Here is a 19,427-nt window from a genome sequence, read left to right on the forward strand (position 1 = left end):
GACGATGCCCAGGCCCACCCCCAGCACTGCGCCGATGGCCGTCAGCTCAAGGGTGAACAGCGCTCCGCGCAACAGCAGGTCGGTGTTGTGCACCACGGGCAAAAAATCGAACTGATAAGCCATAGCGTGTCTCCTGCGCGCCGAATCAAAGGTCGGCCGGCAGCGGTTCTTTCAACCAGGTCAGGGCATTTTTCTCCAGCGCGCCATCGCTTTTGGCGCTGACGAGGATCTGGTTGACCTTGTCCAGCAACGCCGGCTCGTTCTTGTTCACGCCCACGTAGACCGGCGAATCCTTGAGCTTCACTTTCAGCGCTGGCACGCGTTTCGGGCTTTTCTCGCTGATGGCCACCATCACCACGTTGCCGCTGGCGATCAGGTCGACCTGGCCGGCCAGGTAGGCGGCGATGGTTGAGTTGTTGTCTTCGAAGCGCTTGATGGTTACACCCTCGGGGGCGACCTTGGTCAGCTCGATGTCTTCAATGGCGCCGCGGGTGACGCTGATGGTTTTGCCTTTAAGGTCGTCCAGGCTTTTTACGTCGGCGTCTGGCGGGCCGAACACGGCGAGGTAGAACGGTGCGTAGGCCCGGGAGAAGTCGATGACTTTTTCCCGCTCCGGGTTCTTGCCCAGGCTGGAAATCACCAGGTCGACCTTGCCGGTGGTGAGGAACGGGATGCGGTTGGTGCTGTTAACCGGAGTCAGTTCGAGTTTGACCTTGAGCTGGTCAGCCAGCAGTTTCGCGGTGTCGATGTCCAGGCCACGGGGCTTCATGTCCGGGCCCACCGAGCCGAAGGGCGGGAAGTCCTGCGGCACGGCGACCTTGAGGACGCCGCGCTTGACCACATCCTCCAGACCGTCGGCGTGGGCGGGTGCCTGGCTCAGCATCAGGCTGGCAAACAGGGCAGCGAGGAGGGCGCTGTAACGCTGGGTCATGGCAAATCTCCGAATCGGCGAGGAGTGATTTCTGCGATTCGACAGAGCATGGGCCATGCCAATCTGTGCAAAAGGCCTCGGTAGGCCCCGGTTTCAAAGGGTTTGTTCGGTCTTACTGGTCTGAACAGTCAAGTGGGGTTTCGCACTTCAATAGCGCATCGGCAGCAAGCACCGAACCCCCATGGGGCACGACTTGCCGGACGCTGCGAATAGCTTTACAACTGACCGCACATTGGCCTGGCTCGTCTGGAAAACCATGAACTCGATCTCCCGCGCCGTACCTGAAGTGGCGCTGCAAGCCATCCGCAAGCTGATCACCGAGCAAGGCTTCGGCCCGGGCGATGCCTTGCCCTCGCAACGGGACTTGGCGCTGCAATTGGGGGTCAGTCGGGCGTCGTTACGCGAGGCGTTGTCGTCGCTCAGTGCGCTGGGCGTCATCAGCATCCAGCCGGGCAAAGGCGTATTCGTGCAATCGCCGGTGGATCTGCCGAGAGGCGACGCGGCGCCAGGCTGGCCGTTCGCGGCGCAGGCGTCGCCATTGGATATTTTCCAGTTGCGCTACGCGCTGGAGGGGTTTGCCGCGGGGTTGGCTGCCGTGACCTTGAGCACCGATGAACTCGATGCGCTGGAAGACAATGTCGCCGCCATGCGTGGCGAACTGAAGGCTGGCGACTTCGAAGCCGCGGCGCGCCTGGACTTCGAATTTCACCGGCGCATTTTGCTGGCCAGCGGCAATCAGGCGATGCTGAGCATCCTGACCGCCAGCGCCGATATCTTCCTGGAAAGCCAGAAGCTACCGTTCATCCGGGCCGAAAGGGCGATGGAAACGTGGCAGGAACACCGCAAAATCCTTCGCGCGCTGGCTCGTCGGGCCTCTGGCGCTGCGCAGAAGGCCATGCACGAACACGTGCGCAATGCGGCGCTGCGCACCGGAATCGCCTTCGTTGCTCCCGCCACGGCGTGACCTGAGCTATACCCAAACTCATGGACCACCATAGCGAGACTCAATCAACTGCGGCTTCCTGAACACGGGAAGGGCAGCTATGATGGGCCACGTTTTTTTGCTTACAACCCTGGAGAATTCCATGAGCAGCGATCTTATCAAACACGTTAGCGACGCTAGCTTCGAGGCCGACGTACTCAAGGCTGAAGGTGCTGTACTGGTCGACTACTGGGCTGAGTGGTGCGGCCCTTGCAAAATGATCGCTCCTGTTCTGGACGAAATTGCCGAGACCTACAAAGGCAAGCTGACCGTTGCCAAACTGAACATCGACGAAAACCAGGAAACCCCGGCCAAGCATGGCGTGCGTGGTATCCCGACCCTGATGCTGTTCAAGAACGGCAACGTTGAAGCGACCAAGGTCGGCGCACTGTCGAAGTCGCAACTGGCGGCTTTCCTCGACGCCAACATCTAAGCGTTGTTGTAACCTGTCATCCCAAAGGCCCCGCAAATAGCGGGGCCTTTTCGTTATTGAGGGCTAGACGCTCCGAAACTCAGGTGATACATTCGGCCCCGCACTGGTTTCTCCATTGCCCCCTGCTAGCCGTCGCCGACGCTCTCCTTTTCGAATAAGTACGCGATCCTGTCGCCTTCTCCGCGGCGCGGCCTCATTAAGCCAAAAGCTTAATTTCCCCCCTCCATAAATGATTACGTCATTCCTATATGAATCTGACTGAACTCAAGCAAAAGCCGATTACCGAACTGCTCGAATTGGCCGAACAGATGGGCATAGAAAATATGGCCCGTTCGCGCAAGCAGGACGTGATTTTCTCCCTGCTCAAGAAGCACGCGAAAAGCGGCGAGGAAATCTCCGGTGATGGCGTGCTGGAGATTCTCCAGGACGGCTTCGGCTTCCTGCGCTCCGCTGACGCTTCCTATCTCGCCGGCCCGGACGATATCTACGTCTCGCCGAGCCAGATCCGCCGCTTCAACTTGCGCACCGGTGACACCATCGTTGGCAAGATCCGCCCTCCAAAGGAAGGCGAGCGTTATTTCGCGCTGCTCAAGGTCGACACGATCAACTTCGACCGTCCGGAAAACGCGAAAAACAAGATTCTCTTCGAGAACCTGACCCCGCTGTTCCCGACCGTGCGCATGAAGATGGAAGCCGGCAACGGTTCCACCGAAGACTTGACCGGTCGCGTGATCGACCTGTGCGCCCCGATCGGCAAAGGCCAGCGCGGTCTGATCGTTGCACCGCCGAAAGCGGGCAAGACGATCATGCTGCAGAACATCGCCGCGAACATCGCGCGTAACAACCCTGAAGTTCATCTGATCGTGCTGCTGATCGACGAACGTCCGGAAGAAGTAACCGAAATGCAGCGCACCGTGCGCGGCGAAGTGGTTGCCTCGACGTTCGACGAGCCGCCAACCCGCCATGTGCAGGTTGCCGAAATGGTGATCGAGAAGGCCAAGCGCCTGGTCGAACACAAGAAGGACGTGGTGATCCTGCTCGACTCCATCACCCGTCTGGCCCGTGCCTACAACACCGTAATCCCGAGCTCCGGCAAGGTACTGACCGGTGGTGTCGATGCCCACGCCCTGGAAAAACCGAAGCGTTTCTTCGGCGCCGCGCGGAACATCGAAGAAGGCGGCTCGCTGACCATCATCGCCACCGCGCTGGTTGAAACCGGCTCGAAGATGGACGAAGTGATCTACGAGGAATTCAAAGGCACCGGCAACATGGAGCTGCCTCTGGATCGCCGCATCGCTGAAAAACGCGTCTTCCCGGCCATCAACATCAACCGTTCCGGCACCCGCCGTGAAGAGTTGCTGACTGCCGACGACGAGTTGCAGCGCATGTGGATTCTGCGCAAGCTGCTGCACCCGATGGACGAAGTCGCGGCCATCGAATTCCTGGTCGACAAGCTGAAAACGACCAAGACCAACGATGAGTTCTTCCTGTCGATGAAGCGCAAGTAAGTCGATAGTCCAGCCAGAAGCCGGGGAAACCCGGCTTTTTGCTATCTGAATTTTGATGATCTGGCAGTTCGTTGTTCTGAACCGAGGGGTTCGGCGCTAAACTGCCTGCCCCCGAACGCCACGGCCAACACGAGGCTCACGCATGCAGTATCGCGACTTGCGCGACTTTATCAGCGGGCTGGAAAAGCGCGGTGAACTCAAGCGCATCCAGGTTCCGGTGTCCCCTGTACTCGAAATGACCGAGGTCTGCGATCGCACCTTGCGTGCCAAGGGTCCGGCCCTGCTTTTCGAGAAGCCCACCGGTTTTGACATCCCCGTTCTCGGCAACCTGTTCGGTACCCCCGAGCGCGTTGCATTAGGTATGGGCGCCGAAGCGGTCAGCGAGTTGCGCGAGATCGGCAAGTTGCTGGCGTTCCTCAAGGAGCCCGAGCCGCCGAAAGGTCTAAAAGACGCCTGGTCCAAGCTGCCGATCTTCCGCAAGATCATCTCGATGGCGCCCAAAGTCGTCAAAGACGCGATCTGTCAGGAAGTGGTCATCGAAGGCGACGATGTCGATCTGGCGAAGTTGCCGGTGCAGACCTGCTGGCCGGGCGACGTCGCGCCGCTGATCACCTGGGGGCTGACCGTCACCAAGGGGCCGAACAAGGACCGGCAGAACCTCGGCATCTACCGGCAGCAGGTGATTGGCCGCAACAAAGTCATCATGCGCTGGCTCAGCCATCGTGGTGGCGCGCTGGATTACCGCGAGTGGTGCGAGAAACATCCCGGCCAGCCGTTCCCGGTCTCCGTGGCGCTGGGTGCCGATCCCGCGACCATTCTTGGCGCCGTCACCCCGGTGCCGGACAGCCTCTCCGAATATGCTTTCGCCGGTTTGCTGCGCGGCAACCGCACCGAACTGGTGAAGTGCCGCGGCAACGACCTGCAAGTGCCGGCCACCGCCGAGATCATCCTTGAAGGCGTGATCCATCCGGGCGAGATGGCCGATGAAGGTCCGTACGGCGACCACACCGGTTACTACAACGAAGTCGACAGCTTCCCGGTGTTTACGGTCGAGCGCATTACCCATCGCATCAAGCCGATTTATCACAGCACCTATACGGGTCGACCACCGGATGAGCCGGCGATTCTCGGCGTGGCGCTCAACGAAGTGTTCGTGCCTATCCTGCAGAAGCAGTTTCCGGAAATCACCGACTTCTACCTGCCGCCCGAAGGCTGTTCGTACCGCATGGCCGTCGTGACCATGAAGAAGTCGTATCCGGGGCATGCCAAGCGGGTAATGCTCGGTGTCTGGTCGTTTTTGCGACAGTTCATGTACACCAAGTTCGTTATCGTCACTGACGACGATATCAACGCGCGGGACTGGAACGATGTGATCTGGGCCATCACCACGCGCATGGACCCCAAGCGCGACACGGTGATGATCGAGAACACGCCGATCGACTACCTCGACTTCGCCTCGCCGGTCTCCGGCCTGGGCTCGAAGATGGGCCTCGATGCCACGCATAAGTGGCCAGGCGAAACCACGCGCGAATGGGGTCGGGTGATCGTCAAGGACGACGCCGTGACCCAGCGGATCGATGCCATCTGGAATCAGTTAGGAATAGATTGATGCGTGTAACCTTGCAGCCCTCCGGAGCAGTGCTGGATATCTTGCCCGGCGAGCGGATTCTCGATGGCGCACGGCGTCTGGGCTATGAATGCCCACAAAGCTGTCGCAACGGTAATTGCCACGTGTGCGCCGCGCTGCTGGTCGAAGGCAGTGTCGAGCAGGCCGGGCATGTGCGTGACCATGGCGAGTTCTACACTTGCATAGCAGAGCCGCTGGAAGACTGCATCGTGCTGTGGGATGGCGTGCTCGCGCTGGGAGAGTTGCCGGTGCGCAGTCTGTCGTGTCAGGTCACCAGTTGCACCGAGGTCGGTGGTGATACCTGGCGGGTACGGCTGCGGGCGCCGGCCGGCAAGCCGCCGCGCTACCACGCCGGGCAGTATCTGATGATCCACCGGGAAAACGGCGAAAAGTCGTCCTTTTCCCTGGCCTCGGCACCTTCGGGCGGGCGTGATCTGGAAATCCACGTGCTGGCGCGCGAGGCCAGTGCACAAAATTTGATCAAACAGCTGCAGCGCGACACGCTGGTGCGGATCGACATGCCGTTCGGTGATGCGCACCTGGCCGAGTTGCCGGACGGTCCACTGGTGTTGATCGCCGCGGGCACCGGCATGGGCCAGATTCATGGCCTGATTGAACATTGCCGCGCCACCGGCTTCAAACATCCGGTGCATTTGTATTGGGGCGTGCGTCGTCCTGAAGACTTCTATGAAGTCGAACATTGGGATGAGTGGCTGAAACTGCCTAATCTGTTCCTGCACAAAGTCGTCAGCGATCAATGCGGGTGGAAAGGGCGTTGCGGCATGTTGCATGAAGCGGTATGCGAAGACTTTCCCGAACTCAAGGCCTTGCACGTGTATGCCAGTGGTTCGCCGGCGATGGTCTACGGCACGCTGGATGCGCTGGTCGAGGCGGGGATGGATGCGCACCAGATGCGCGCCGATGTGTTTGCGTACGCGCCGCGCTCTTGAGCCGCGCTTATCTGTTATAACTCCCTATATAGCCTATCGGTATTTATAAAATAAGATAAATGTCGGTAGGTTATATGCTATTCATGTAATTAATTAAGAGTCTTGCCAAGGCACTTCAATTACTTGAAAACTTATGTGCCTTGTTGCTACCGCGGTGCGTTCTATTTAGTAACTGTTTATTCGCGGGGAGCTGAACGCTATTCGCCATGAGCGCCATTGAATCTTCGATTTTGAACCTGGCTTACCCGCCGCGACTCGATCTGGGGCCGCAGCTCACCCATGAACAATTGCTCAGCTCGATGCAGTCGACCATGGCGCGTCACAAAGGCGGGCCGGTGTGGCTATTCGCTTACGGATCGCTGATCTGGCGCCCGGAGTGCACAGCGGTCGAGCGGGTGCGCGGGCGAGTGCATGGCTACCATCGCGGTTTGTACTTGTGGTCCCACGAACATCGCGGCACACCGGAAATGCCCGGGTTGGTGTTCGGTCTGGATCGCGGCGGTTCATGCAGCGGCTTCGCCTATCGCTTGCCGGAAGAACAACTGGACGCTTCGTTGTATGCGCTGTGGAAGCGCGAGATGCCTTTTCCATCCTACCGCCCGCACTGGCTCAACTGCCGGCTTGAAGACGGCAATCAGGTCCAGGCCTTGGGATTTGTTCTGGAGCGGCACCTGCCCAGCTACGCAGGCAACTTGCCGGATCACGTATTGAGCCACGTGTTCGAAAACGCTTGCGGGCGTTACGGCACCACTCGCGATTATGTCGAGCAGACCGCCCACGCCCTGCGAAGCCACGCCATGCCAGACCGAAATCTGGAGGCGCGGCTCAAGCGCTGCAAATCAAAGGTTGATCAGGCGATCGCTTCGCGGCTCTGACTGGCGACTTGCTTGTGCCACAGCGTTGGCGCAAGGAAAGCCATTGCCAGCAGGCAGGCACCGATCAACAGAACGAAACCGCCGTCCCAGCCGAAATGGTCCACGGTGTAGCCCATCGCTGCACTGGCCGCGACCGAACCACCCAGGTATCCGAACAGACCGGTGAAGCCGGCAGCCGTACCGGCGGCTTTCTTCGGTGCCAGTTCCAGCGCTTGCAGGCCGATCAGCATCACCGGGCCATAGATCAGGAAGCCGATGGAAACCAGCGCGATCATGTCGACCGTCGGGTTGCCGGCCGGGTTGAGCCAGTACACCAGTGTCGCCACGGTCACCAGCGCCATGAACACCATGCCGGTCAGGCCACGGTTGCCACGGAAGATCTTGTCCGACATCCAGCCGCACAGCAGCGTGCCCGGAATACCGGCCCACTCGTAGAAGAAGTACGCCCACGACGTCTTGTCCACGGTGAAGCCCTTGGCTTCCTTGAGGTAGGTCGGTGCCCAGTCCAACACGCCATAGCGCAGCAGGTAGACAAAGACGTTGGCCAGGGCGATGTACCAGAGCATTTTGTTGCGCAGCACGTATTTGACGAAGATTTCCTTGGCGCTGAATTCTTCTTCGTGGCTGGCGTCGTAGCCTTCCGGGTAGTCATTCTTGTACTTCTCGATCGGCGGCAGACCGACCGATTGCGGGGTGTCGCGCATGGTGATGAAGGCAAACACCGCCACCGCCATGGCCACCGCCGCCGGCACGTAGAACGCCGCGTGCCAGTCGTTGAACAGGCCCATGCCGATCAGGAACAGCGGGCCGATCAAGCCGCCGCCAACGTTATGTGCCACGTTCCACAGCGACACCACGCCGCCACGTTCTTTCTGCGACCACCAGTGCACCATGGTCCGCCCACTCGGCGGCCAACCCATGCCCTGAGCCCAGCCATTGATGAACAGCAGCACGAACATGATGGTTACGCTGGACGTCGCCCAATGCGAAAAACCGAAAACGAACATCACCGCCGCCGAGACCATCAGGCCGAACGGCATGAAGAAACGCGGGTTGGAACGGTCGGAAACGATGCCCATCAGGAACTTGGACAAACCGTAGGCAATGGCAATCGCCGACAACGCCACGCCCAGCTCACCGCGGGTGTAACCCTCTTCGATCAGGTAAGGCATGGCCAGGGAGAAGTTTTTGCGCAGCAGGTAATAACCGGCGTAACCGATGAAGATGCCGGCGAAGATCTGCCAGCGCAGGCGTCGGTAGGTGCTGTCTATTTTTTCTTCAGGCAGTGGAGCCTGATGTGCGGCAGGACGAAAGAAAGCAAACATTCAAGAGCTCCAGTTTTCTTGTTTTGACTGCGGATGCGAATATTACAGTTTCGTTACCGAAAATAGCACCGGTTCTCATCGACCAAATAGCGGAAATGTTGGAAGTCGAGCATTCCTTTATGAACATGTCGCTCAGACATAAATGTAGGGCGGCGTAGGAAGGGTTACCTGGTGCCGCAATGAGACGCCTGATTCTTCCGGAGTAGGGCAGGTTTTTGGGAAATGTCCTGCATGGCTACCGGAAGCCATGACCTTCAGCTCAAACTCGTCGATCTCTACCCTTTGTCCTGCTGCCAGGTCTGGCAATTCAGGTGCGAAAGGGAGGCGTTATGCGGTGGGTGGTTTGTGTGGTGCTGTTGTTGGTGTTGGTGTTGTCTGTTGAAAGCAGAGCGGGCGAGGTGTTCCTGATACCGGAACACAACCCCAAGCCGATTTACCCGCCAGCACTGCAACGGGCCGGGATCATCGGTAACGTCCGGGTCAGGTTTATGGTCCATGCCGATGGTTCAGTCAGCAAAGTGAGCATTTTGCAAAGCGACCACCCTGATCTGGCCGAGGCGACCCGGGTTGCGGTAGGTCAGTGGCGGTTCAAGCCCTGGACGATCGAGGGGGACAAGCCAGCCGAGCAGGAAGTGATTGCGCCGATGATCTTCGGGTTCGATTCAGCGTTGCCGATTCACCTCAATGAATGGCTCAAGGAGTTGAAATGCCGCGAACTCAACGAAATCACCGTTAACACCCCGGAACACGCCTGGGTCGATGCCGCTGCGTTCTACTACACCCGTGCTTATCTATCGAACGCCTTTTCTACGACAACGTTGCCTAACGAGCGGCGCCTGGCGCTGATAGCCAGGATGAACAGGAAAGTTCCGATCATTGTCAGGCAATGCCTGAACAGTCCGGTTTCCAGGTATGTGAGGTTTTTGCCGGAGGAGATTCGCAAGTTGCTTTAGTTTTGTCCGGTCTGGACAGGATCAATTGCTGTCCAGACCGATTTTGGGGAAGCGTCAGCGAACCTGCACCACCACCTTCCCGACCGCCTTGCGCTGGCCAAGATCATTGATGGCTTGTGCGGCATCACTCAGCGGATACACCTGCGACACCAACGGCTTCAATTTGCCTTCGGCAAACCAGCCAAACAATTGCTGGAAGTTCGCCGCGTTGTCCTGCGGCTGACGCTGGGCAAACGAACCCCAGAACACGCCGAGTACGGCTGCGCCTTTAAGCAGGGCGAGGTTGACCGGGAGTTCGGGAATGCGGCCGCTGGCGAAGCCGACCACCAGCAGGCGGCCGTTCCAGGCGATAGCGCGGATGGCCTGGTCGAACAGGTCGCCGCCCACCGGATCGTAAATCACGTCGGCGCCCTGGCCATCGGTCAGGCGCTTGATTTCATCCTTGAGGCTGGTTTCGCTGTAGTTGATCAGTTCATCAGCCCCTGCAGCCTTGGCCACGGCCAGTTTTTCGGCGCTGCTGGCGGCGGCGATCACCCGGGCGCCCATGGCCTTGCCGATTTCCACCGCTGCAAGGCCGACACCGCCCGAGGCGCCGAGTACCAGCAGGGTTTCACCGGGTTGCAGGTTGCCGCGCTGCTTGAGCGCGTGCATCGAGGTGCCGTAGGTCATGCTGAAGGCGGCGGCGGTATTGAAGTCCATGGACGGCGGGATCGGCAGCACGTTGTAGCCCGGCACCGCGACCTGTTCGGCAAAGCTGCCCCAGCCCGTCAGGGCCATGACCCGGTCACCGACTTTCAGGTGGCTGACCTTTTCGCCCACTGCGCTGACCACGCCGGCCGCTTCGCCGCCCGGGGAAAACGGGAAGGGCGGTTTGAACTGGTACTTGCCCTCGATGATCAGCGTGTCCGGGAAATTCACCCCGGCGGCGTGCACGTCCAGCAGGATTTCGTTCTTCTTCGCGACAGGACTGGCGACGTCTTCCAGCACCAGCGATTCGGCAGGGCCGAAGGCTTTGCACAGCACGGCTTTCATCAGGGCTATTCCTTTGGGAGTGATGGCCGATAAGTGTAGGTGTGTGAGTCAACGGGTCAACGAGCATGCCCGGCCCTGATAGTCAGCCATAAGCTTGTGCTTGAACGACGGGTCGTTATGCTAGGCCGCAAACCGGATTAGGAGTGAATTGTGAAAGCGTGGATCATGTTGATGCTGGCCCTGTCCCTGCCTGTGGCAGCGGTGGCCGAAGAAGCCAAAGAAGGTGCGGCGCCGAAGGTCAATTACATCACCCTGAGCCCGCCGTTCGTGGGTAACTACGGGTTGGACGGCACGCCAAAACTCAAGGTCTACAAGGCCGATGTGGCGTTGCGTGTGACGGGCGACGAGGCGACCAAGGCGGTCAAGGCCAACGAGCCGTTGATTCGTAATCAGCTGGTGGCGCTGTTTGCCCAGCAGACCACCGAGACGATGAACAACGTCGAGGCCAAGGAAAAGCTGCGTCAGGAAGCGCTGAAGCAGACCCAGCAGGTCATGAACGACGAAACCGGCAAACCGGTGGTTGAGGATCTGTTGTTCAACAACCTCATCATCCAATAAGTCATTCGCTGTCCGGGCGGGCCTCTTCGCGAGCAGGCTCGCTCCCACATTGGAATGCGTTTTCCTGTGGGAGCAAGCCTGCTTGCGAAAGCATTCGGTATGTCGCCACAAGCCTTACGGCTTGAGCGCAATAACGGCTGCCCACTGCTCCGCCGTCACCGGCATCACCGACAGCCTCGAACCCTTCTGCACCAAGGGCATTTCCGCCAGCACCGTCTGCTGCTTCAGATAGTCCAGCTTCAATACCCTGGAAAATGTCTGCACGTGCGCGACATCAATCGCGCTCCAGGCATTTTTCTCTGCGGTGGCCTTCGGATCGTAGTAATGGCTTTCAGGCTCCAGCGCTGTCGGGTCCGGATACGCGGCTTCGACAATCTTGCCGATCCCGGCGATGCCAGGCTCGGGGCAACTGGAGTGATAGAAGAAGAACTCGTCCCCCACTGCCATGGACCGTAGAAAATTCCGCGCCTGATAGTTGCGAACCCCGTCCCAGCGCGCTTTGCCGAGTTTTTCCAGACCTTTGATCGAGAGTTCGTCGGGCTCGGATTTCATCAGCCAATAGGCCATGGTTTGGCTCCTTGCGAGGTGTGTGGACAGGTTGTCCGGCAATTTTATGACAAACCGACAGTCGGTTGACGCCAGCATTTGCGTGCCGGTTCACGTTGTCGCAAAATGCCGGCCTTTAAAGCTTGACGCTGCTGCACGGCCTACAAACGGAAACCGCTGCTGTCATCGTGTTGATATGCCTTTGGGGGGCAATCGATGAAACGCAAACCGGATTTACTATGGATTTTGGTTGTTTTGTTCGGCCTTGGCGTCGTGACCACTGGCTATGCCCAAAGCCTGTGGAGCAACAAGACCGATGCGCCAATCGAGGTCTCGGCGTTGCAGCAACAGTCGACAGCCTTCAAGCGCTGATCCTGTTTTTTCGACGCCACCGAGGGTAGTGGCGTCTAGCGTGCGCCGTACCAGGCCTTGTCCGTTACCGTTCCGTGCAACGGCACATCCCAGCTCGCCTGAGCCAGTCGCCCCACCTTCTGACATTCATGGGCCAGCCCCAGCAGCGTCGGCTTGCGCCAGTCATTTCGGCGCGCCAGGTAGGCCAGGCTTCGATCATAGAAACCACCGCCCATCCCCAGCCGCCCGCCGACATCATCGAATCCCACCAACGGTAACAACACCAGATCCAACGCCCAGACTTTACGTTGCCGGGCAAGGTTGTGCCTGGGTTCGAGAATGCGAAAACGGTTGGGCTTGAGTTTTTCGCCGGGGCGGATGCGCTGGAACACCATCTTGGTCCGCGGCCAGGCGCTGAGCACCGGCAGATAGGTGGCCTTGCCCCGACGCTGGGCGGCACGCAGCAGCAGGCGCGGATCGATTTCACCGTCCATGGGCAGATAAAGAGAGATGTGTTTGGCGCGGCGGAACAGCGGTTGCTGGGCCAATTGCTTGTACAGCCCGCGAGCCGCCTGGCGCTGCTGACTGGGTGTCAGTGCGCGGCGGGCCTTGCGCAGCATGCGTCGAAGTTGCGGGCGGGGAAGCAGCGCAGGTTCGTTCATGAATTCCGGCTTCAGCAGTACAGGTACGTAAAGCGTACTCGTAAAAAAGCCGATGCCGGTATAAAAACCGGCATCGGCTGGAATCAGGCTCCCCGAATGTGCCGCTGTCGACTTAGCCCTTGAACCCGAGAGTTCAAGGTGGAAGACGCAGTAGGCTTTAAGGCTTTCCGTCTAGCGGACATGCACACCAGCCCAACGTGCGACCTCCAGGGTATAGCAAATCGGCTCAGGGACGTCGTCAACTGGCAAGCACCCCAGGGAGTGAAAAGAGTATACCGCAAGCGGTAGCGCGAATCAGCCTTTGGTGACGTCCGGATCGGTGGCGAGCACCAGATCGACGCGATCGAGCAGGTCGCGTACCTGCTCGCGGGTCGAGCCGCTGGCCTGGATATCCGGGCGTTCTTCCTTGTGCAGCAAGTCATGGGTGATGTTCAACGCGGCCATGACGGCGATGCGGTCGGCGCCGATGACTTTGCCGCTGCTGCGGATTTCGCGCATCTTGCCGTCCAGGTAACGGGCGGCGCTCACCAGGTTGCTGCGTTCTTCCTGGGGGCAGATGATCGAATATTCTTTGTCGAGGATCTGCACGGTGACGCTATTGCTTGAACTCATGAGTCTTGCTCCAGGGCCTTGAGGCGCGAAATCATCGATTCGACCTTACGCCGGGCGATTTCGTTTTTTTCAATGAGGTGAGCGCGTTCCTCGCGCCAGGTCTTTTCCTGAGCTAGTAAGAGTCCGTTTTGGCTCTTAAGTTGCTCGACTCGCGTAATCAGCAGTTCGAGTCTGGCCATCAGCGCTTGCAGGTCGGTGTCTTCCATTTTGTCCACTGAGTTTGTCTGACGGGGTAGCTGGCGGACAGCCTTTAATAGTCTTGGCGAGTCTGTCGATGTAGGATACAAGGCCTTCATTCTAGACATAGCGCCGTCTGGCGCCTAGCTGCCCATGCCCATTCAGAATTCTCCGTACCAAGCCTTCGCCACCCTGCTGACTTCCAGCGGTCATCCTGTCTCGCCTGCCGAACTGCACGGCCTGTTGCTCGGCCGCAGCTGTGCCGGCGCCGGTTTCGATGCCGAGGGCTGGTTGATCGACGCCGCCGAGTTGCTCGAAAGCGAGCCACAGGACAACGTTCGCGCTGCCCTGATCGGCCTGCAAGAGATGGTCAAGGGCGAACTCACCGGCGAAGACGTGACCGTCGTCCTGTTGCTGCCGACCGACGACGCCCCGCTGGCCGAACGCGCCGCGGCACTGGGTCAATGGTGCCAGGGCTTCCTCAGCGGTTTCGGTCTGAACTGCCGTGACAGCAGCATGCTGAGCACCGAAGCCACCGAAGTGTTGCAGGACCTGGCCGCCATTTCCCAGGTCCAGGACGCTCTGGAGGAGTCCGAAGACGGCGAAACCGACTACATGGAAGTCATGGAATACCTGCGCGTCGCGCCGCTGCTGCTGTTCTCCGAAACCAGGAAAGCGGACGAACCGGCGGCTGCCAAACCGTCGTTGCACTAATCGAAGACAGGGAACGCCATCTGCCCATGATCCATATCCCGAAAGCGGAATACAGCCGTCGCCGCAAGGCCCTGATGGCGCAGATGGAACCCAACAGCATCGCTATCCTCCCCGCCGCCGCGGTGGCCATTCGCAACCGTGACGTCGAACACGTCTACCGTCAGGACAGTGACTTCCAGTACCTCAGCGGTTTCCCCGAGCCACAGGCCGTGCTGGTCTTGATGCCGGGGCGTCTGCACGGTGAATATATTTTGTTCTGCCGCGAGCGCAACGCCGAGCGGGAGCTGTGGGACGGCCTGCGTGCCGGCCAGGAAGGCGCGATACGCGATTTCGGCGCCGACGACGCTTTCCCGATCACGGACATCGACGACATCCTGCCCGGCTTGATCGAAGGCCGTGACCGGGTGTATTCGGCCATGGGCAGCAACCCGGAATTCGACCGCCACCTGATGGACTGGATCAACGTGATCCGCTCCAAGGCGAACCTCGGTGCCCAGCCACCGAACGAATTCGTTGCCCTGGATCATCTGCTTCACGACATGCGCCTGTATAAATCGGCGGCGGAAGTGAAAGTGATGCGCGAGGCCGCACGGATTTCCGCCCAGGCCCACGTGCGCGCAATGCAGGCCAGCCGTGCCGGTTTGCACGAGTTCAGCCTGGAAGCCGAGCTCGATTACGAATTCCGCAAGGGCGGGGCGAAGATGCCGGCCTATGGCTCGATCGTCGCGGCGGGGCGCAATAGCTGCATCCTGCATTACCAGCAGAATGACGCCGTACTCAAGGATGGCGACCTGGTGTTGATCGATGCCGGATGCGAGATCGACTGCTACGCCAGCGACATCACCCGCACCTGGCCGGTCAATGGCAAGTATTCCGCGGAGCAGAAGGCGATCTACGAACTGGTGCTGGCTGCCCAGGAAGCCGCGTTTGCCGAAATCGCTCCGAACAAGCACTGGAATCAGGCCCACGAAGCCACGGTTCGGGTGATTACCAGTGGTCTGGTTGAGTTGGGTCTGTTGCAGGGCAGCGTCGATGAGTTGATCGCCGGCGAAGCCTACAAAGCGTTTTATATGCACCGCGCCGGGCACTGGCTGGGCATGGATGTACATGACGTGGGCGAGTACAAGGTCGGCGGCGAATGGCGAGTGCTGGAAGTCGGCATGGCCCTGACTGTGGAGCCGGGGATCTACATTGCACCGGACAACAAACAGGTTGCGAAGAAATGGCGCGGCATTGGTGTGCGCATTGAGGATGATGTCGTGGTCACCAAAAACGGTTGTGAAATCCTCACCAAAGGCGTACCGAAAACGGTCGCGGAGATCGAGGCCTTGATGGCGCAAGCACGGACACAAGCGGCATGAATCGAGTCAATCTGGCGATTATCGGCGGCGGCCTGGTGGGCGCCAGCCTGGCGATGGCGTTGCAGGCCGGGGCCAAGGCTCGTGGCTGGAAGATCGTGCTGATCGAGCCGTTCGCCCCCGGCGACACGTACCAGCCGAGCTACGATGCGCGATCCACGGCATTGTCCTTTGGCGCGCGGCAGATTTATCAGCGGTTGGGCATCTGGCAGGATATTTCCCGTCGCGCCGAGCCGATCAAGCAGATTCATGTCTCGGACCGGGGACGTTTTTCCACGGCGCGGTTGTCGGCGATGGAAGAAGGCGTCCCGGCGCTGGGGTATGTGGTGGAAAACGCGTGGCTTGGCCAATGCCTGTGGCAAGGCCTGGACAAGGACGTGATCAGTTGGCGCTGCCCGGCGGAAGTCACACGCATGGAACCGCTCACCGATGGCTATCGCCTGACACTCAATGACGAAACCACGCTGGATTGCGACCTTGCGGTACTCGCCGACGGTGGTCGTTCCGGCCTGCGCGAGCAGCTGGGCATCGGTATCAAGACGCGTCCGTACAACCAGAGCGCGCTGATCGCCAACATCACCCCGAGCGAAGCCCATAACGGCATGGCCTTCGAGCGTTTCACCGACGATGGCCCGATGGCCTTGCTGCCACTGCCGGACAACCGCTGTGCCTTGGTCTGGACTCGCCTGGGAATGGACGCGCAACGCCTGGCCGCCCTAGATGAACGCGATTTCCTCAGTGAATTGCAGGGTGTGTTCGGCTATCGCCTCGGCACGTTGAAGCAGGTCGGCGCCCGGCATCTTTATCCGCTTTCGCTGGTGGAAGCCGAAGAGCAGGTGCGACCGCATCTGGCGATTCTCGGCAACGCCGCTCACAGCCTGCACCCGATTGCCGGTCAGGGTTTCAACCTGTCCCTGCGCGATGCCCAGGCGCTGGCCGATGCGCTGCTCGCCAGCGAACAGGCGCTGGGGGACTTCACGACCTTGCAGGCCTATCGCGAACACCAGCGCCTGGATCAGAACCTGACCGTCGGCTTTTCCGATCAGGTCACGCGTTTGTTCGGCAGCACGCAGCCATTGGTTTCGCTAGGGCGCAATCTCGGCCTGCTCGGCCTCGATCTGTTGCCGCCAGCCAAGCGCTGGTTCGCCCGACAGGCCATGGGGCTGGGTACGCGTCCTGATGTTTAGCCCGACGATACTTCGGCAGACGGCCGATGGCCAAAAATACCTGCCGCAATTGCAGGTCGATATTCACGACGGCGCAGGCAATCTGGTGGCGCATGTCGGAAAAACCCTTTACGTGCGGCTCAAGCCGCAAGCGAGACAGGCTTAAAGCATGGAAATGCGCGCAGATCTGCTGATTGTCGGGGCCGGAATGGTCGGCAGCGCCCTGGCGCTGGCGTTACAGGACAGCGGGCTGGAAGTTCTGCTGCTGGACGGCAGCCCCCTGAGCGTCAAACCGTTTGATGCCCAGGCGCCGTTTGAGCCGCGGGTGAGTGCCTTGTCCATCGCCAGTCAGCGGATTCTCGAACGCCTTGGGGTCTGGGATGGTATTGCCGGTCGACGCAGCAGCCCATACAGCGACATGCAGGTCTGGGATGGCAGCGGCACCGGGCAGATCCACTTTTCGGCCGGCAGCGTCCACGCCGATGTACTGGGCCACATTGTCGAGAATCGGGTGGTGCAGGATGCCTTGCTCGACCGCTTGCACGACTGCGATCTTGGCCTGCTCGCCAACGCACGCCTGGAACAAATGCGCCGCTCCGGCGATGACTGGCTGCTGACCCTGGCCGATGGCCGCACCTTGCGCGCGCCCCTGGTGATCGCGGCGGATGGCGCCAACTCGGCGGTTCGGCGCCTGACCGGCGTCGCGACACGGGAGTGGGATTATCTGCACCACGCCATCGTCACCAGCGTGCGCTGCTCGAAACCCCATCAAATGACCGCCTGGCAACGCTTTACCGATAACGGCCCGTTGGCGTTCCTGCCGCTGGAGCGTGATGGCCAGCAGGATTGGTGTTCGATCGTCTGGTCGACCACGCCAAGCGAAGCCGAACGCCTGATGGCACTGGATGACGAAGGTTTTTGTCGCGAGCTGGAGCGAGCCTTCGAAGGCCAGTTGGGCAGCGTACTCAACGCCGACCCGCGCCTGTGTGTGCCGCTGCGTCAGCGCCATGCCAAGCGTTACGTGGCTGAAGGTCTGGCGCTGATCGGCGACGCGGCGCACACCATTCACCCGTTGGCCGGGCAAGGCGTGAATCTTGGGTTCCTCGATGCCGCCGTATTGGCCGAGGTGCTGCAGCAGGCAGCCGCCCGCGGTGAACGTCTGGCGGATGTGAAGGTACTCAGCCGTTATGAGCGTCGACGCATGCCTCACAACCTGGCCCTGATGGCGGCGATGGAAGGTTTCGAGCGCTTGTTCCAGGCTGATCCGTTGCCGGTGCGCTGGCTGCGTAATACCGGTTTGAAAATAGTCGACCGGATGCCTGAGGCCAAGTCGTTGTTTGTACGCGAGGCGCTGGGGTTGACCGGGGATTTGCCGGCACTCGCCAAGGCCTGAGATATTCTTTGAGACTGCTCGCGAAGGCGGCACATTCACCACCCAACTCTGGTTGTGCAACATCTGGTAACGCCTCCACGAACAGTTCGATTGAGAAGGCGAATGTGAGTCCTTATCATTTGTCCTCAATTTTTCAATCGAGAGAGCGCTCCCATGTTGGCACCGAAGCGTCTACTGACCGCACTGGCCCTGACTCTGATCGGCAGCACCGCCGCCCAGGCCGCCGACGAGGTGGTGGTCTACTCCTCGCGTATCGACGAGCTGATCAAGCCGGTCTTTGATGCCTACACCGCTAAAACCGGTGTGAAGGTGAAGTTCATCACCGACAAGGAAGCGCCGCTGATGCAGCGGATCAAGGCCGAGGGCGAGAACGCCACCGCTGACCTGTTGCTGACTGTCGATGCCGGTAACCTCTGGCAAGCCGAGCAAATGGGCATCCTCCAGCCCTTCACCTCGAAAACCATCGCTGCCAACATCCCGCTGCAGTACCGTGCCGCCTCTCACGCCTGGACCGGCCTGAGCCTGCGGGCGCGGACCATTGCCTACTCCACTGACCGGGTGAAACCGGGTGAGCTGACCACTTACGAAGCGCTGGCCGACAAGAACTGGGAAGGTCGCCTGTGCCTGCGCACGGCGAAGAAGGTCTACAACCAGTCCCTGACCGCCACCATGATCGAAGTCCATGGCGCCGAGAAAACCGAGAAGATCCTCAAGGGCTGGGTCAACAACCTTTCCACTGACGTTTTCTCCGACGACGTTGCGGTGCTGGAGGCCATCAGTGCCGGTCAGTGTGATGTCGGCATCGTCAACACCTACTACTACGGTCGCCTGCACAAGCAGAAGCCTGACCTGCCGGTGAAACTGTTCTGGCCGAACCAGGCGGATCGTGGCGTGCACGTCAACCTCTCGGGCATCGGCCTGACCAAATACGCTCCGCACCCGGAAGCGGCCAAGGCCTTGGTGGAATGGATGACCACGCCTGAAGCGCAGAAAATCTTCGCTGACGTGAACCAGGAATTCCCGGCCAACCCTGCCGTTCAGCCATCCGCCGAAGTCGCGGCCTGGGGCAAGTTCGTGGCCGATACCTTGCCTGTCGAAGTCGCGGGCAAGCGCCAGGCCGAAGCGATTCGCATGATGGATCGGGCTGGCTGGAACTGAGTTGCCCGATATACTGCGCCCCGCTTATGCGGGGCGTTTGTTTTTGTGTGGCGCGCCTCTGACACTGTGGGAGCAGCCGGTCGACGCTCCTACAGTGTCGATCTCATCCATTAGAT

At 60.0% G+C, this 19,427-nt stretch carries 21 protein-coding genes, 1 other RNA gene and 2 pseudogenes; 15 read left to right on the forward strand and 9 right to left on the reverse strand.

Annotated features, from left to right (window positions below; all coding sequences use genetic code 11):
- Together FFS64_RS29940 and FFS64_RS29945 are read right to left on the reverse strand one after the other, a co-directional pair.
- Positions 1-123, reverse strand: a pseudogene (locus FFS64_RS29940) (amino acid ABC transporter permease); the annotation flags it as partial.
- A 22-nt stretch (positions 124-145) separates the two neighbouring features.
- Positions 146-931, reverse strand: coding sequence for a transporter substrate-binding domain-containing protein (locus FFS64_RS29945; protein ID WP_137808310.1), 786 nt, complete (start codon positions 929-931; stop codon positions 146-148).
- Positions 932-1,187: 256 nt separating this feature from the next.
- Between FFS64_RS29945 and FFS64_RS29950 the strand changes: the two genes are divergently transcribed.
- From FFS64_RS29950 to FFS64_RS29975, 6 genes are all read left to right on the forward strand, one after another.
- Complete coding sequence (locus FFS64_RS29950) at positions 1,188-1,895, forward strand: FadR/GntR family transcriptional regulator (RefSeq protein ID WP_137808311.1); 708 nt, start codon at positions 1,188-1,190, stop codon at positions 1,893-1,895.
- A gap of 121 nt (positions 1,896-2,016) precedes the next feature.
- Positions 2,017-2,346 carry a thioredoxin TrxA gene (trxA, locus tag FFS64_RS29955; RefSeq protein WP_003206727.1) on the forward strand — a complete coding sequence of 110 codons (330 nt, stop codon included), beginning with the start codon at positions 2,017-2,019 and terminating at the stop codon, positions 2,344-2,346.
- Between the two features lie 248 nt (positions 2,347-2,594).
- On the forward strand, positions 2,595-3,854 hold the full coding sequence (gene rho, locus FFS64_RS29960) for a transcription termination factor Rho (RefSeq protein ID WP_003206716.1): 1,260 nt from the start codon (positions 2,595-2,597) through the stop codon (positions 3,852-3,854).
- A gap of 142 nt (positions 3,855-3,996) precedes the next feature.
- Positions 3,997-5,463, forward strand: a complete 1,467-nt coding sequence (gene ubiD, locus FFS64_RS29965; protein ID WP_095196262.1) for a 4-hydroxy-3-polyprenylbenzoate decarboxylase — start codon at positions 3,997-3,999, stop codon at positions 5,461-5,463.
- Positions 5,463-6,431, forward strand: a complete 969-nt coding sequence (locus FFS64_RS29970; RefSeq protein ID WP_137808312.1) for a CDP-6-deoxy-delta-3,4-glucoseen reductase — start codon at positions 5,463-5,465, stop codon at positions 6,429-6,431. The genes ubiD and FFS64_RS29970 overlap by 1 nt, the downstream gene beginning before the upstream one ends.
- 206 nt (positions 6,432-6,637) lie before the next feature.
- Entirely contained in the window at positions 6,638-7,306 is a 669-nt protein-coding gene (locus FFS64_RS29975; RefSeq protein ID WP_095196264.1) for a gamma-glutamylcyclotransferase, read from the forward strand.
- Here the strand turns inward: FFS64_RS29975 and glpT are convergent.
- A complete protein-coding gene (gene glpT / locus FFS64_RS29980; RefSeq protein WP_137808313.1) occupies positions 7,282-8,631 on the reverse strand; it encodes a glycerol-3-phosphate transporter in 1,350 nt (449 codons plus the stop codon). The genes FFS64_RS29975 and glpT overlap by 25 nt on opposite strands.
- 329 nt (positions 8,632-8,960) lie before the next feature.
- Here glpT and FFS64_RS29985 point away from each other — a divergent pair, with 329 nt between their 5' ends.
- Positions 8,961-9,584, forward strand: a complete 624-nt coding sequence (locus tag FFS64_RS29985; RefSeq protein WP_137808314.1) for an energy transducer TonB — start codon at positions 8,961-8,963, stop codon at positions 9,582-9,584.
- Between the two features lie 54 nt (positions 9,585-9,638).
- Here FFS64_RS29985 and FFS64_RS29990 read toward each other — a convergent pair whose 3' ends face one another.
- On the reverse strand, positions 9,639-10,616 hold the full coding sequence (locus FFS64_RS29990) for an NADPH:quinone oxidoreductase family protein (protein ID WP_095196267.1): 978 nt from the start codon (positions 10,614-10,616) through the stop codon (positions 9,639-9,641).
- Positions 10,617-10,766: 150 nt separating this feature from the next.
- Between FFS64_RS29990 and FFS64_RS29995 the strand changes: the two genes are divergently transcribed.
- Entirely contained in the window at positions 10,767-11,174 is a 408-nt protein-coding gene (locus FFS64_RS29995) for a flagellar basal body-associated protein FliL (RefSeq protein WP_095196268.1), read from the forward strand.
- A gap of 114 nt (positions 11,175-11,288) precedes the next feature.
- Here the strand turns inward: FFS64_RS29995 and FFS64_RS30000 are convergent, their stop codons facing one another.
- Positions 11,289-11,741, reverse strand: coding sequence for an EVE domain-containing protein (locus tag FFS64_RS30000; RefSeq protein WP_137808315.1), 453 nt, complete (start codon positions 11,739-11,741; stop codon positions 11,289-11,291).
- Positions 11,742-11,936: 195 nt separating this feature from the next.
- Here FFS64_RS30000 and FFS64_RS31395 point away from each other — a divergent pair, with 195 nt between their 5' ends.
- Positions 11,937-12,092 carry a hypothetical protein gene (locus tag FFS64_RS31395; protein WP_171017165.1) on the forward strand — a complete coding sequence of 52 codons (156 nt, stop codon included), beginning with the start codon at positions 11,937-11,939 and terminating at the stop codon, positions 12,090-12,092.
- 35 nt (positions 12,093-12,127) lie between these two features.
- Here the strand turns inward: FFS64_RS31395 and FFS64_RS30005 are convergent, their stop codons facing one another.
- The 4 genes from FFS64_RS30005 to FFS64_RS30020 form a co-directional block, all read right to left on the reverse strand.
- Positions 12,128-12,733: a 5-formyltetrahydrofolate cyclo-ligase gene (locus tag FFS64_RS30005; RefSeq protein ID WP_137808316.1), complete on the reverse strand. Its 606-nt coding sequence runs from the start codon at positions 12,731-12,733 to the stop codon at positions 12,128-12,130.
- Between the two features lie 85 nt (positions 12,734-12,818).
- A non-coding RNA gene (gene ssrS / locus FFS64_RS30010) (6S RNA) lies at positions 12,819-12,997 on the reverse strand.
- 30 nt (positions 12,998-13,027) lie between these two features.
- Positions 13,028-13,345 carry a cell division protein ZapA gene (locus FFS64_RS30015; protein WP_008055229.1) on the reverse strand — a complete coding sequence of 106 codons (318 nt, stop codon included), beginning with the start codon at positions 13,343-13,345 and terminating at the stop codon, positions 13,028-13,030.
- Complete coding sequence (locus tag FFS64_RS30020; RefSeq protein ID WP_007982902.1) at positions 13,342-13,551, reverse strand: TIGR02449 family protein; 210 nt, start codon at positions 13,549-13,551, stop codon at positions 13,342-13,344. The genes FFS64_RS30015 and FFS64_RS30020 overlap by 4 nt, the downstream gene beginning before the upstream one ends.
- Positions 13,552-13,675: 124 nt before the next feature.
- On the opposite strand from FFS64_RS30020, the gene FFS64_RS30025 reads away from it, so the two are divergent.
- The 6 genes and pseudogenes from FFS64_RS30025 to FFS64_RS30050 all read left to right on the forward strand — a co-directional run bounded on the left by FFS64_RS30025 (position 13,676) and on the right by FFS64_RS30050 (position 19,311).
- Positions 13,676-14,236, forward strand: coding sequence for a YecA family protein (locus FFS64_RS30025; RefSeq protein ID WP_095196272.1), 561 nt, complete (start codon positions 13,676-13,678; stop codon positions 14,234-14,236).
- Between the two features lie 26 nt (positions 14,237-14,262).
- Positions 14,263-15,597 carry a Xaa-Pro aminopeptidase gene (gene pepP, locus FFS64_RS30030; protein ID WP_137808317.1) on the forward strand — a complete coding sequence of 445 codons (1,335 nt, stop codon included), beginning with the start codon at positions 14,263-14,265 and terminating at the stop codon, positions 15,595-15,597.
- A complete protein-coding gene (ubiH, locus tag FFS64_RS30035) occupies positions 15,594-16,781 on the forward strand; it encodes a 2-octaprenyl-6-methoxyphenyl hydroxylase (protein ID WP_137808318.1) in 1,188 nt (395 codons plus the stop codon). The genes pepP and ubiH overlap by 4 nt, the downstream gene beginning before the upstream one ends.
- 7 nt (positions 16,782-16,788) lie before the next feature.
- Positions 16,789-16,926, forward strand: a pseudogene (locus FFS64_RS30040) (tetrameric acyl-CoA thioesterase); the annotation flags it as partial.
- A gap of 9 nt (positions 16,927-16,935) precedes the next feature.
- On the forward strand, positions 16,936-18,153 hold the full coding sequence (locus FFS64_RS30045; RefSeq protein ID WP_171017166.1) for a 2-octaprenyl-3-methyl-6-methoxy-1,4-benzoquinol hydroxylase: 1,218 nt from the start codon (positions 16,936-16,938) through the stop codon (positions 18,151-18,153).
- Positions 18,154-18,306: 153 nt separating this feature from the next.
- A complete protein-coding gene (locus FFS64_RS30050; protein ID WP_137808320.1) occupies positions 18,307-19,311 on the forward strand; it encodes an extracellular solute-binding protein in 1,005 nt (334 codons plus the stop codon).
- Positions 19,312-19,427: the final 116 nt, after the last annotated feature.

Origin of the sequence: Pseudomonas sp. G(2018), from assembly GCF_005502415.1 — a bacterium.
Taxonomy (GTDB): domain Bacteria; phylum Pseudomonadota; class Gammaproteobacteria; order Pseudomonadales; family Pseudomonadaceae; genus Aquipseudomonas.

Coding starts and splice junctions, on each gene's coding strand:
- FFS64_RS29945 (WP_137808310.1), bottom strand. CDS start 931: ATGACCCAGCGTTACAGCGCCCTCCTCGCTGCCCTGTTTGCCAGCCTG.
- FFS64_RS29950 (WP_137808311.1), top strand. CDS start 1,188: ATGAACTCGATCTCCCGCGCCGTACCTGAAGTGGCGCTGCAAGCCATC.
- trxA (WP_003206727.1), top strand. CDS start 2,017: ATGAGCAGCGATCTTATCAAACACGTTAGCGACGCTAGCTTCGAGGCC.
- rho (WP_003206716.1), top strand. CDS start 2,595: ATGAATCTGACTGAACTCAAGCAAAAGCCGATTACCGAACTGCTCGAA.
- ubiD (WP_095196262.1), top strand. CDS start 3,997: ATGCAGTATCGCGACTTGCGCGACTTTATCAGCGGGCTGGAAAAGCGC.
- FFS64_RS29970 (WP_137808312.1), top strand. CDS start 5,463: ATGCGTGTAACCTTGCAGCCCTCCGGAGCAGTGCTGGATATCTTGCCC.
- FFS64_RS29975 (WP_095196264.1), top strand. CDS start 6,638: ATGAGCGCCATTGAATCTTCGATTTTGAACCTGGCTTACCCGCCGCGA.
- glpT (WP_137808313.1), bottom strand. CDS start 8,631: ATGTTTGCTTTCTTTCGTCCTGCCGCACATCAGGCTCCACTGCCTGAA.
- FFS64_RS29985 (WP_137808314.1), top strand. CDS start 8,961: ATGCGGTGGGTGGTTTGTGTGGTGCTGTTGTTGGTGTTGGTGTTGTCT.
- FFS64_RS29990 (WP_095196267.1), bottom strand. CDS start 10,616: ATGAAAGCCGTGCTGTGCAAAGCCTTCGGCCCTGCCGAATCGCTGGTG.
- FFS64_RS30000 (WP_137808315.1), bottom strand. CDS start 11,741: ATGGCCTATTGGCTGATGAAATCCGAGCCCGACGAACTCTCGATCAAA.
- FFS64_RS31395 (WP_171017165.1), top strand. CDS start 11,937: ATGAAACGCAAACCGGATTTACTATGGATTTTGGTTGTTTTGTTCGGC.
- FFS64_RS30005 (WP_137808316.1), bottom strand. CDS start 12,733: ATGAACGAACCTGCGCTGCTTCCCCGCCCGCAACTTCGACGCATGCTG.
- FFS64_RS30015 (WP_008055229.1), bottom strand. CDS start 13,345: ATGAGTTCAAGCAATAGCGTCACCGTGCAGATCCTCGACAAAGAATAT.
- FFS64_RS30020 (WP_007982902.1), bottom strand. CDS start 13,551: ATGGAAGACACCGACCTGCAAGCGCTGATGGCCAGACTCGAACTGCTG.
- FFS64_RS30025 (WP_095196272.1), top strand. CDS start 13,676: ATGCCCATTCAGAATTCTCCGTACCAAGCCTTCGCCACCCTGCTGACT.
- pepP (WP_137808317.1), top strand. CDS start 14,263: ATGATCCATATCCCGAAAGCGGAATACAGCCGTCGCCGCAAGGCCCTG.
- ubiH (WP_137808318.1), top strand. CDS start 15,594: ATGAATCGAGTCAATCTGGCGATTATCGGCGGCGGCCTGGTGGGCGCC.
- FFS64_RS30045 (WP_171017166.1), top strand. CDS start 16,936: ATGCGCGCAGATCTGCTGATTGTCGGGGCCGGAATGGTCGGCAGCGCC.
- FFS64_RS30050 (WP_137808320.1), top strand. CDS start 18,307: ATGTTGGCACCGAAGCGTCTACTGACCGCACTGGCCCTGACTCTGATC.